General features: G+C 58.4%; 13 protein-coding genes. 8 read left to right on the plus strand and 5 right to left on the minus strand.

Going from position 1 to position 11859, the window contains the following annotated elements; genetic code table 11:
• Nucleotides 1–12: 12 nt before the first annotated feature.
• The gene (tyrS, locus tag NF676_RS24425) at nt 13–1212 is read right to left on the minus strand and encodes a tyrosine--tRNA ligase (protein ID WP_016772931.1); all 1200 of its coding nucleotides are present in this window, start codon (nt 1210–1212) and stop codon (nt 13–15) included.
• Nucleotides 1213–1424: 212 nt separating this feature from the next.
• Here tyrS and NF676_RS24430 point away from each other — a divergent pair, with 212 nt between their 5' ends.
• Nucleotides 1425–2849, plus strand: a complete 1425-nt coding sequence (locus NF676_RS24430; protein WP_041476672.1) for a peptidoglycan DD-metalloendopeptidase family protein — start codon at nt 1425–1427, stop codon at nt 2847–2849.
• A 3-nt stretch (nt 2850–2852) separates the two neighbouring features.
• Nucleotides 2853–3944, plus strand: a complete 1092-nt coding sequence (locus NF676_RS24435) for an anhydro-N-acetylmuramic acid kinase (protein WP_252886880.1) — start codon at nt 2853–2855, stop codon at nt 3942–3944.
• Between the two features lie 69 nt (nt 3945–4013).
• On the opposite strand, the gene erpA is transcribed toward NF676_RS24435, so the two are convergent.
• Together erpA and argC are read right to left on the minus strand one after the other, a co-directional pair.
• Nucleotides 4014–4364: an iron-sulfur cluster insertion protein ErpA gene (erpA, locus tag NF676_RS24440; RefSeq protein ID WP_003228776.1), complete on the minus strand. Its 351-nt coding sequence runs from the start codon at nt 4362–4364 to the stop codon at nt 4014–4016.
• A 147-nt stretch (nt 4365–4511) separates the two neighbouring features.
• Entirely contained in the window at nt 4512–5546 is a 1035-nt protein-coding gene (argC, locus tag NF676_RS24445; protein ID WP_041476674.1) for an N-acetyl-gamma-glutamyl-phosphate reductase, read from the minus strand.
• 134 nt (nt 5547–5680) lie between these two features.
• On the opposite strand from argC, the gene hemJ reads away from it, so the two are divergent.
• The 6 genes from hemJ (at nt 5681) to coq7 (ending at nt 10227) form a co-directional block, all read left to right on the plus strand.
• Complete coding sequence (gene hemJ, locus NF676_RS24450; protein ID WP_039757756.1) at nt 5681–6109, plus strand: protoporphyrinogen oxidase HemJ; 429 nt, start codon at nt 5681–5683, stop codon at nt 6107–6109.
• Between the two features lie 33 nt (nt 6110–6142).
• Nucleotides 6143–7111 (plus strand): NAD(P)H-dependent flavin oxidoreductase, encoded by a 969-nt coding sequence (locus tag NF676_RS24455; protein ID WP_056786714.1) that lies wholly within the window; start codon nt 6143–6145, stop codon nt 7109–7111.
• 80 nt (nt 7112–7191) lie between these two features.
• Nucleotides 7192–8139 (plus strand): DUF805 domain-containing protein, encoded by a 948-nt coding sequence (locus NF676_RS24460; RefSeq protein ID WP_252886881.1) that lies wholly within the window; start codon nt 7192–7194, stop codon nt 8137–8139.
• A gap of 61 nt (nt 8140–8200) precedes the next feature.
• Nucleotides 8201–8989, plus strand: coding sequence for an SDR family NAD(P)-dependent oxidoreductase (locus tag NF676_RS24465; protein ID WP_041476677.1), 789 nt, complete (start codon nt 8201–8203; stop codon nt 8987–8989).
• A gap of 56 nt (nt 8990–9045) precedes the next feature.
• Nucleotides 9046–9384, plus strand: coding sequence for a histidine triad nucleotide-binding protein (locus NF676_RS24470; protein ID WP_017128660.1), 339 nt, complete (start codon nt 9046–9048; stop codon nt 9382–9384).
• 195 nt (nt 9385–9579) lie between these two features.
• Nucleotides 9580–10227: a 2-polyprenyl-3-methyl-6-methoxy-1,4-benzoquinone monooxygenase gene (coq7, locus tag NF676_RS24475; protein ID WP_252886882.1), complete on the plus strand. Its 648-nt coding sequence runs from the start codon at nt 9580–9582 to the stop codon at nt 10225–10227.
• A gap of 112 nt (nt 10228–10339) precedes the next feature.
• Here coq7 and speD read toward each other — a convergent pair whose 3' ends face one another.
• Nucleotides 10340–11134, minus strand: coding sequence for an adenosylmethionine decarboxylase (gene speD, locus NF676_RS24480; protein WP_024014530.1), 795 nt, complete (start codon nt 11132–11134; stop codon nt 10340–10342).
• Between the two features lie 237 nt (nt 11135–11371).
• Complete coding sequence (locus NF676_RS24485) at nt 11372–11794, minus strand: OsmC family protein (RefSeq protein ID WP_016772921.1); 423 nt, start codon at nt 11792–11794, stop codon at nt 11372–11374.
• Between the last annotated feature and the right edge of the window lie 65 nt (nt 11795–11859).

The following is an 11859-nucleotide window of genomic DNA, read 5'->3' on the forward strand; positions in this document are numbered from 1 at the left end:
CCAATTCCAACTTTATTCAGATTTCAGCGTAATACGTGCAAAAGCCTTCTTGCCGGCCTGACAAACGTGAGTCGTGCCCAGTACATATATAAAGGAGCGATCAACCACTTCACCATCGACCCGGACTCCGCCCGCCGCCAACAGATCACGCGCCGCCGCCGAGTTCTTCACCAGGCCTGCCTTATTAAGGACGGCAGCGATCGGCATATCCTCAACCGAAGACAGCTCGATCTCAGGCAAGTCATCTGGAAGCTCGCCATCCTTCATACGGTTGCCGGCGCCTCGGTGAGCATTCGCCGCAGCCTCTTCACCATGGAAGCGCGCAACGATCTCTTCAGCCAGCTTGATTTTGATGTCGCGAGGATTCGCTCCAGCTTCGACGTCAGCCCGGAAGGCGTTGATCTCATCCATCGAGCGAAAGCTGAGCAACTCGAAGTAACGCCACATCAGCGCATCCGGGATGGAAACCAGCTTGCTGTACATGACGCCTGGCGCTTCCTGGATACCGACATAGTTGCCCAACGACTTGGACATCTTCTTCACGCCATCCAGACCTTCCAGCAATGGCATGGTCAGAATGCACTGGGCTTCCTGGCCATAACCACGCTGCAACTCGCGACCCATCAGCAGGTTGAATTTCTGATCGGTACCGCCCAGCTCGACATCGGCGCGCAGCGCGACCGAGTCATAACCCTGAACCAGCGGATAGAGGAATTCGTGAATAGCGATTGGCTGGTTGGTGGTGTAGCGCTTGTCGAAGTCATCGCGCTCAAGCATGCGAGCGACCGTGTATTGCGAAGTCAGACGAATGAAATCCGCCGGCCCCATCTTGTCCATCCAAGTGGAGTTGAAGGCAACTTCGGTTTTCGCCGGATCAAGAATTTTGAAAACCTGAGTCTTGTAGGTCTCGGCATTCTCCAGAACCTGCTCACGCGTCAGTGGCGGACGCGTGGCGCTCTTGCCACTCGGATCACCGATCATCCCGGTGAAGTCACCTATGAGGAAGATGACCTGGTGCCCCAGCTCCTGGAACTGGCGCAGCTTATTAATAAGCACCGTATGACCCAGATGCAGATCCGGAGCGGTTGGATCGAAACCAGCCTTGATACGCAGCGGTTGGCCGCGCTTGAGCTTCTCGACCAGCTCGGACTCGACCAACAGTTCTTCCGCACCACGTTTAATCAGCGCTAGCTGCTCTTCAACCGACTTCATAACAGACCCGCAAGGCTCAGATTCAAAGGGAACCAACCATACAAGAACGCGCACCAATTACAAGTTTTGCCCGGCGCACGGACACCAATCCACAGACCCGAGGTCTGCAGACTTGCTTCAGCGATGATTTGGTTATATTTTATACAGTTATTTCATCTTCATCATGTCATTCATCTTTTCCAATTCATCTATTTCAAAGTCAAAAATTACCTATGACCACAGAACCGTCTAAAGCGCCCCCGCTTTACCCGAAGACCCACCTGCTCGCCGCAAGTGGAATCGCCGCCCTTCTCAGCCTGGCGCTGCTGGTATTTCCCTCCAGCGATGTTGAAGCCAAAAAGACGACTCTGAGTCTTGAACTGGAAAGTCCTGCTGAACAACTGACACAAGATCAAGACGCTGCTGATGCGGCTCAAGCCACAAACGAGCCCGCAGCTTCGCCGTTCGCCCAAATCGAAAACAGCGACGAAAACGCCGCGCAAACCGCTGAAACCGCGCCGGCACCTGTGGCGCCTGCTGAGAAACCGAAAGAGCCTGGGCACCGTGAAGTCGTGGTTTCCAAAGGCGATACGCTGTCTACCCTGTTTGAAAAAGTCGGTCTGCCTGCAGCCTCCGTGCACGAAGTACTGGCAAGCGACAAGCAAGCCAAACAGTTCAGCCAGCTCAAGCGCGGCCAGAAACTCGAGTTCGAACTGAGTCCGGAAGGCCAGTTGACCAGCCTGCACAGCAAGGTCAGCGACGTTGAAACCATCACCCTGACCAAGAATGACAAGGGTTATTCGTTCAACCGAGTGACTGCCAAGCCAACTGTTCGCACTGCCTACGTCCACGGTGTCATCAACAGCTCACTGTCGCAGTCCGCAGCCCGCGCCGGCCTTTCTCACAGCATGACCATGGACATGGCCAGTGTCTTTGGCTACGACATCGATTTCGCGCAGGACATTCGTCAGGGCGATGAATTCGATGTGATCTACGAGCAGAAAGTCATCAACGGCAAGGCCGTCGGCACCGGCCCGATCCTGTCGGCGCGCTTCACCAACCGCGGCAAGACTTACACCGCCGTTCGCTACACCAACAAACAAGGCAACAGCAGCTATTACACTGCCGATGGCAACAGCATGCGCAAGGCCTTCATCCGCACCCCTGTTGACTTCGCCCGCATCAGTTCGAAGTTTTCCATGGGCCGCAAGCACCCGATCCTCAACAAGATCCGCGCCCACAAAGGTGTCGATTACGCAGCGCCACGGGGTACGCCGATCAAGGCTGCCGGTGACGGCAAAGTGTTGCTGGCCGGTCGTCGTGGTGGTTACGGCAACACCGTGATCATTCAGCACGGCAACACTTACCGTACGCTCTATGGCCATATGCAAGGCTTTGCCAAAGGCGTGAAAACCGGTGGCAGCGTCAAGCAAGGTCAAGTCATTGGCTATATCGGCACCACCGGACTGTCCACCGGCCCGCATTTGCACTATGAGTTCCAGGTCAACGGCGTTCACGTCGATCCGCTGGGCCAGAAGCTGCCAATGGCCGATCCGATCGCCAAGTCCGAACGCGCGCGCTTCCTCGCGCAGAGCCAGCCACTGATGGCGCGCATGGATCAAGAGAAGGCCACCATGCTGGCTTCGAGCAAGCGCTAAGCCATGGCCCTGTATATCGGTGTGATGTCCGGAACCAGTCTCGACGGGCTGGACATCGCCCTGATCGAGCAGACCTCGGCGATCAAACTGATCGCCACCCACTACCTGCCAATGCCTGACTCCCTGCGCGCCGAGCTGCTTGGCTTGTGCGCCAGCGGCCCCGACGAGATCGCCCGCTCGGCGATTGCCCAGCAACACTGGGTCGGACTTGCCGCGTCGGGCATTCACACCCTCCTCGCGCAGCAACAACTCAAGCCCGAAGCAATCCGCGCTATCGGCAGCCACGGTCAGACCATTCGCCATGAGCCGGCGCGCGGGTTTACCGTGCAGATTGGTAATCCAGCCCTGCTGACTGAGTTGACCGGTATTACCGTCGTCAGTGATTTCCGCAGCCGCGATGTCGCAGCGGGTGGCCAAGGTGCGCCTCTGGTACCAGCCTTTCACGAAGCTTTGTTTGAAGAGCGTACTGGTAACCAGGCAGTCTTGAATGTCGGCGGATTCAGCAATCTCAGCCTGATTGAGCCGAACAAACCTGTAGCCGGTTTCGACTGCGGGCCGGGGAATGTTCTGATGGATGCCTGGATTCACCGGCAACGTGGCGAGAACTATGACCGGGATGGCAAATGGGCTGCAACCGGCAAGGTTGAACCAACCCTGCTCAAGGCACTGCTAAGCGACCCGTTCTTCGTGACCAAAGGCCCGAAAAGTACGGGCCGGGAAGTCTTCAATCTGCCATGGCTGGAACAGCATCTATCGCGTCTGCCGACTTTCGCTGCCGAAGACGTTCAGGCCACGCTGCTCGAACTTACGGCGCTGAGCATCGTCGAGTCGCTACAAAGCGCTCAATCGGGCACTCAGGAACTGCTGGTCTGTGGCGGCGGCGCGCACAACGCCACGCTGATGAAACGTCTGGCGGACCTGCTGCCAAATACCCAAGTCGCCAGCACCGCAACTCACGGGGTTGATCCGGATTGGGTGGAAGCCATGGCCTTCGCCTGGCTCGCCCATTGCTGCCTGGAAGGCATCGCCGCCAATCGGCCAAGCGTCACCGGCGCTCGCGGCCTGCGCGTACTCGGCGCCATCTACCCGGCATAACCTTCAGAAACAAAAACGCCGCAGAACCGAAAGGCTCTGCGGCGTTTTGTTGTGTGCTGTAAAGCGCGGTCAGATCGAGAACGACGACCCGCAACCACAAGTCGTTGTCGCGTTCGGGTTCTTGATCACGAAGCGCGAACCTTCCAGACCTTCCTGGTAGTCCACCTCCGCACCGGCCAGGTACTGGAAACTCATCGGATCAACCACCAGACTCACGCCTTCGCGCTCGACAATGGTGTCGTCCTCGGCAACATCTTCATCGAAGGTGAAACCGTATTGAAACCCTGAACAACCGCCGCCCGTAACAAATACGCGCAGCTTCAAGCGATCATTCCCCTCTTCATCGACCAGGCTCTTCACCTTGTGCGCAGCACCTTGGGTGAATTGCAAAGCCGTGGGGGTGAAGGATTCGACGCTCATGCTGACTATCTCCCGGCGTTACGCCGCCATAATGCGTGATGACGCGCATTATCCGCTTGTCCTAGAAAATTGGTCAACTATTAGAAAGGCAGCTGCAAGCTTCAAGCGGTGAGCTTCAAGCTTGCGGCGCCTGACCTGTGACGGCCGTTAAGGAAGCATACCGGCGTGGGACAGACCGAAGCGCTCATCCAGTCCGAACAGAATGTTCATGTTCTGCACCGCCTGGCCCGACGCGCCCTTGACCAGGTTGTCAATCACCGAGAGTACCACCACCAGATCGCCATCCTGTGGACGATGCACGGCGATGCGGCACACGTTGGCGCCGCGCACGCTACGGGTTTCCGGATGGCTGCCGGCTGGCATTACATCGACGAACGGTTCGTTGGCGTAGCGCTTTTCGAACAGCGCCTGCAGATCCACCGAGCGATCGACCACAGTCGCATAGAGCGTGGAGTGAATACCGCGAATCATCGGCGTCAGGTGCGGTACGAAGGTCAGGCCGACATCCTTGCCCGCCGCGCGACGCAGGCCCTGGCGAATTTCCGGCAGGTGGCGATGACCTTTTACCGCGTAGGCCTTCATGCTTTCCGACGTCTCGGAGTACAAAGAACCTACAGCCGCGCCACGCCCGGCACCACTGACACCGGATTTGCAGTCGGCGATCAAACGCGATGCGTCAGCCAGACCTGCTTCCAGCAATGGCAGGAAACCCAATTGCGTTGCGGTCGGATAGCAACCTGGTACCGCAATCAGGCGCGCTTTCTTGATCTGCTCGCGATTGACTTCCGGCAACCCGTAAACAGCTTCGTCCAGCAGATCTGGCGCGCCGTGCGGCTGGCCGTACCACTTGGCCCATTCATCAGCGTCTTGCAGACGGAAGTCGGCGGACAGGTCGATGACCTTGGTGCCCGCCGCCAGCAGTTCGCCTGCCAAGGCGTGAGCCACACCGTGCGGCGTGGCGAAAAACACCACATCGCAGGCGCCAAGGGTTTTCACGTCCGGCACGCTGAAGGCCAGCCCGTCATAGTGACCGCGCAGGTTCGGGTACATGTCAGCCACGGCCAGACCGGCCTCGGATCGGGAAGTGATGACGACCACTTCTGCCTGCGGATGCTGTGCCAACAGACGCAGCAGTTCGACACCGGTGTAACCCGTGCCGCCGACGATACCGACCTTGACCATAAACCTGCCCTCAACGAACCCACTGGAAAGCCGTCGATAATAGGGGCCGCGCGCGCCTGCGACAACCGCCAAGGTGACGCGCGGACGCTCAAGCCTCTACTATCTGGCTACCGTGAATGAGGGAATACCCAAAAATGCTCTATCTATGGCTCAAAGCGTTTCACATTGTCAGCGTCGTCTGCTGGTTTGCCGGACTGTTCTACTTGCCGCGCCTGTTCGTTTACCACGCGCAAAGCGCAGACACGATCAGCCAGGAACGCTTCAGCGTCATGGAGCGCAAGCTGTATCGCGGCATCATGGGCCCGGCGATGATCGCCACGCTGATCTTCGGTGGCTGGCTGATCTACCTCAACCCTAGCCTTTTCAGCCAGGGCGGCTGGATCCACGCCAAACTGACCCTGGTCGTATTGCTGATCGGCTACCACCACATGTGCGGCGCGCAGGTCAAACGCTTTGCCCGTGGCGAAAACACCCGCAGCCATGTCTTTTATCGCTGGTTCAATGAAGTGCCGGTTCTGATATTGCTGGCTATCGTAATTCTGGTCGTGGTCAAGCCGTTCTAACTTCAATCAATAAAAATCTTCGGGGTGTTCACAATGTCGCTGCCCGCTTTGCTCGAACAACGTCTGCGTCTGCCCGTGGTGGCGGCACCGATGTTCCTGATCTCCAATCCGGAACTGGTGCTCGCCTGCTGCCGCAATGGTGTGGTCGGCAGCTTTCCGGCGCTGAACCAACGCGAAAGCAGTGGGTTCAAGGCTTGGCTGGAACAGATCGAAGCGGGCCTGGCGACGCTGGATAATCCGGCCCCTTATGCGGTGAACCTGATTGTTCACCACAGCAACCCGCGCCTTCAGGCGGATCTGGACATTTGCGTCGAGCACAAGGTGCCGATCGTTATCACCAGCCTCGGCGCGGTGAAGGAACTGGTCGACGCGGTGCACAGCTATGGCGGTCTGGTGTTTCACGACGTGACCACGCGGCGCCATGCCGAGAAAGCCGCTGAAGCCGGTGTCGACGGGCTCATTGCCGTCGCGGCCGGTGCCGGCGGGCATGCTGGTACCTGGAGCCCGTTTGCGCTGATTGCCGAGATCCGTGAGTTCTTCGACAAGACACTCTTGCTTGCAGGATGTCTGAACCACGGCCATGAGATTCTCGCCGCGCAACTGCTCGGCGCGGATTTGGCCTACTTCGGTACGCGATTTATCGGCACCACAGAAAGTCACGCGCCTGACGCCTACAAAGACATGCTGCTGACAGCCAAGGCTGCCGACATCATTCATACTCCAGCAGTGTCGGGAGTGCCGGCCAGTTTCATGCGCCAGAGCCTGGAGGCGGCCGGTTTCGACATGGCGGCACTGCAAGGTAAGGGCGAGGTGAACTTCGGCGACAAGCTAAAGCCGATCAACGATGAAGCCAAAGCCTGGAAGACCGTGTGGTCGGCGGGCCAGGGTGTTGGCCAGATTGGTGACCTGCCAAGCGTGGATCAGTTGATTGCGCGGCTCGACGCAGAATATCGTCAGGCTCAGGCGCGCGCCGCACAGCTGCCGGAACGCTGGCCGCGCTGAGCAATACCCCCGGCCAGTCGCTGTCAGACTGGCCTTGAACTGACTACTGCAAACCCAATCGCGACAAGGATGCCTCGGCCATGAGCGACACCCGTTACAAGATCGTCTTCGACGGCGCGCTGCAGCCCGGCGTCGACCTCACCACCGCCAAACTGAATCTGGCGGATCTGTTCAAAAGCGATGTGGCCGCCATCGAGCGCCTGTTCAATGGCCGCACCATCGCCCTCAAACGTGATCTGTCCCACAGCGATGCCCAGACGTATCTGCAGGCATTGAACAAAACCGGGATCGATGCGCGGATCGAAGCGGAAACCGCCATCGAGCTGAATCTGGCGGATGTCCACGATAACCCTGCAGCGGTGGCGGAACCGGACTCGCCTTACGCCCCACCGCGCGCCAATGTCGGTGAAGCTCTGCCGCCATTCGCCACGCTCAAGCCATTCAGCGTCGAAGGCCGGATCGGTCGCCTGCGCTTTCTCGCCTGGACCATGGTCCTGAGCCTGGTGACCCTGCCCATCGTCGGTGTGTTTGCCTTGATTGCCTTGGGTCTGGTCAGTGGCGATTCAACCACAGGCCTGATCCTCGGCGGCATTCTGGCGGTCTTCCTGTTCCTCGGCTTCATGATCGTCAGCATTCTGTTCAGCGTTCAGCGCCTGCACGATATCGGCTGGTCGGGCTGGCTGTGGTTGTTGAATCTGGTGCCGTTCGTCGGCAGTTTTTTCCCGCTGGTGATGATGGTCGTACCCGGCAATGCCGGCGCCAACCGCTATGGCCCGCCACCACCGCCGAACAGCACGGCCGTCAAAGTGCTGTGCTCGTTATGGATCGTATTCTTCGCACTGATTTTTGCCGGAGGCCTTCTTGGCGGCTTCTCGGCTGTGCAGGAAGAATATGAAAGCAATCTGGAGAGCAGCTATGACAGCGGCGCGGTGACCACCGACGAAGTTGAGGTCGTCGAACCGCCAGTGATTTCCGCCGACGAGGCAGCCGAACCGGCGCAGGCCCCTGTAGACTCTGCGCAAGAATGAACAGCGCTCCCTGCCGCGACAATCGCGTCGCCGGCGCGGAGCTGTTGCGATGGAGAACTGCATGACCCGTTACGCTCTGATCACCGGTGCTTCCAGCGGCATCGGCCTGGCCATGGCCGAAGCACTGGCCCGGCGCGGCCGCAGCCTGATTCTGGTGGCACGGCAGCGTGATCAGCTGGAAAGTATCGCCATCGAGCTGACCCAGCGCTTCGATGTCGAAGTATTGTTTCGTGCCTGCGATCTCGGCGAACCGTTGCGCCTGTCGGGCTTTTTGCTGGAGCTGGAAGAAGGCGACCGGCAGATCGATCTGCTGGTCAACTGCGCCGGCATCGGCACTTGCGGGCCGTTCCTCGCGCAGGACTGGATGACTGAGCAGGACCTCATCGAGGTCAATATCCTCGCCCTCACCCGCCTCTGCCATGCGGTGGGTAACAGCATGGCGCTGCTGGGTGGCGGGCAGATTCTCAACGTCGCGTCGGTCGCCGCCTACAGTCCTGGCCCGTGGATGAGCACGTACTACGCCAGCAAAGCGTATGTGCTGCATTTTTCCGAAGCCTTGCGCGTGGAGCTCAAACAAAGCGGCGTGAAAGTTTCGGTGCTGTGCCCCGGCCCGACGCGCACACCGTTCTTCCGAACCGCACAGATGAGTAGCGAAAAGATCGAAAGCAGCCACTCGCTGATGAGTCCGGAAGAAGTGGCACTGCATGCCGTACGCGCACTGGATAAAAACCGCGCCATCATCATTCCGGGACGACGCAATCGCTGGCTGGCGTTCCTGCCGCGGCTGGGTTCGCGCTGGCTCAATCGCACCATCGTCGGCATGATCAACAAAGCTTACTGCCCCCGCTAGGAAGACAACTTCGAAGCGGTACACTCGATTCAGCCCAACTCAACGGAGAAACAGCAGTGGATACTCTGTTCACCAAGATCATCAACCGGGAAATCCCGGCGAAGATCATTTACGAGGACGACCAGGTTCTGGCCTTCCACGACATCGCCCCCCAGGCTCCGGTGCACTTTCTGGTAATCCCGAAAAAACCGGTGCGCACGCTCAACGACCTGACCGAAGACGACAAGGCGCTGGCCGGGCACATCCTGTTCACCGCGCAGCGTCTGGCGCTGGAACTGGGTTGCGAAGAGGGCTTCCGCGTGGTGATGAACTGCAATGAACTTGGTGGGCAGACTGTCTATCACATTCATATGCACGTGCTGGGTCAGCGCCAGATGAACTGGCCGCCGGGCTGATTGGCGACAACAACTGTGGGAGCGAGCCTGCTCGCGAAGGCGCCGATACATTCAACACTTCAGTATCCGATAATCCGCTTTCGCGAGCAGGCTCGCTCCCACAAAAAAGCCTGACCGCGCAGGAAGTGACCCAGCGCAAACCCTCGCCGGCCGATTCGGTTAAACTGGCCGCCGAGATTCTTCCCGGAGGTCAGCATGACTACCCAACGTCACTACTCGCCCATAGACCGTCTGCTGCTGCAAGCCGATGCCGCGATGCGCACGCTGTTGCCCTCCAGTGGTCAGCCGTACCGCCCGTCGCCGGCGATTCTGCAACCGGATACGCAGATGAGCGATGAAGACACTCGCCACGTCGCCGGCCTGATGCGTATCAACCACACTGGCGAAGTCTGCGCTCAGGCGCTGTATCAGGGGCAAGCGCTGACCGCCAAGTTGCCGCAGGTACGCGCGGCCATGGAGCACGCGGCTGAAGAAGAGATCGATCATCTGGTCTGGTGTGAGCAGCGCATCCATCAGTTGGGCAGCCACACCAGCGTGCTGAATCCACTGTTTTACGGCATGTCGTTCGGTATCGGCGCGGTCGCCGGACTGATCAGCGACAAGGTTAGCCTTGGTTTCGTTGCGGCGACCGAGCATCAGGTCTGCAAACACTTGAACGAACATCTGGAGCAATTGCCGGCCGAGGACGAGAAGTCCCGGGCGATTCTTGAGCAGATGCGCATCGATGAAGAACACCATGCGGAAAGTGCCCTGGATGCGGGCGGGTTTCGTTTTCCGGCGCCGGTCAAGTTCGGGATGAGCTTGTTGGCCAAGGTGATGACCAAGAGTACTTATCGGATCTGAGATATGTATCGCCCGACATTGCCCTATCGCTGGCAAGCCAGCTCCCACAGGGGGTTTTGTCTGAAGCATGAAAAAGGCGACCAGGAGGTCGCCTTTTTTGTTTCCGGGAATCTTAGGTCGGCATATTGCGCGCGTAGAAGATTTCCAGCATTTCGTGTTTCACACGGTCGGTCACCTGGGCACGTTGCTCGGGCGAGAGGTTGCTGGTGGCGTCGCCGAACAGGTAGTTGTCCAGTTCGAAGTTCTTCAGCAGCATTTTGGTGTGGAACAGGTTTTCCTGGTACACGTTCACGTCGGTCATCTGGTACGCGTCGCGGGTGTCTTCGGAGAGGTAGTTCTGGATCGAGTTGATCTCGTGGTCGATGAAGTGCTTGTTGCCTTCAACGTCACGGGTGAAACCGCGCACACGGTAATCCACGGTCACGATGTCCGAATCGAACTGGTGAATGAGGAAGTTGAGCGCTTTGAGCGGTGAAATGACACCACAGGTCGACACGTCGATATCCACACGGAACGTTGCAATACCGTCGTCCGGATGGATTTCCGGATAGGTGTGCACCGTGATGTGGCTCTTGTCGAGGTGGGCCAGAATAATTTCGGGCAACGGGCCCGGCGATTCTTCGATCTGGCTGTCAGTCGGGGTTACCGGCTCTTCCGAAATCAGAATCGTGACGCTGGCGCCCTGGGGTTCATAGTCCTGACTGGCGATGTTCAGGATGTTGGCACCAATGATCTCGACAACTTCTGTGAGAATCTGCGTCAGGCGTTTCGCGTTGTACTCTTGATTGATGTACTCAACGTAAGCCTGCTGGTCTTGCGGGGTTTCCGCGTAGCAGATGTCATAGATGTTGAAGCTCAAGGTCTTTGTCAGGTTATTGAACCCGTGGAGCTTGAGTTTGCTTTTCACCGTTAAAAACTCTCTATGTATGCGGCGCGGCCGCGTGATCAAGCATGCCCGTCAAGTGCGAACAACGCACCTGCGTAGGACGGTTAACACCTCTTCGCGATGGCGATTTTGGTTATCTGTTCAGGCGGATGACCCGTCGGCTGACCGATCACTGCCCTGAAAAAAGTGGCGCATTATGCAGACGTCAGCGGGGGATCGCCAGAGTCTGCACTGCTTTTATGATAGTTGAATGTCGGTTCAGCCGAGTTCGACGATTTCATAATCGTGGGTGATTGCCACGCCAGCCGCGCCGAGCATGATCGACGCCGAGCAATACTTCTCGGCCGACAGCTCGATGGCGCGCTTGACCTGAGCTTCCTTCAGGCCCCGGCCCTTGACCACGAAGTGCATGTGGATCTTGGTAAACACCTTGGGATCTTCAGTCGCACGCTCGGCATCAAGGAAGGCTTCACAGCTTTCAACAGCCTGGCGCGACTTCTTCAGGATGCTGACCACGTCGAAGTTGCTGCAACCGCCGACACCCAGCAAGAGCATTTCCATCGGGCGAACCCCGAGGTTACGGCCACCGGCATCTGGCGGGCCGTCCATTACCACGACATGACCGCTGCCGGATTCGCCGAGGAACATGGCTTCGCCAGCCCATTGGATGCGTGCCTTCATCGCCCAGACTCCACTGTAAAAAAAGGGTCGCCAGCTTAGCACAGCACTTTGTCCCGACAGGAACG

Origin of the sequence: Pseudomonas siliginis, from assembly GCF_024072275.1 — a bacterium.
Taxonomy (GTDB): domain Bacteria; phylum Pseudomonadota; class Gammaproteobacteria; order Pseudomonadales; family Pseudomonadaceae; genus Aquipseudomonas; species Aquipseudomonas siliginis.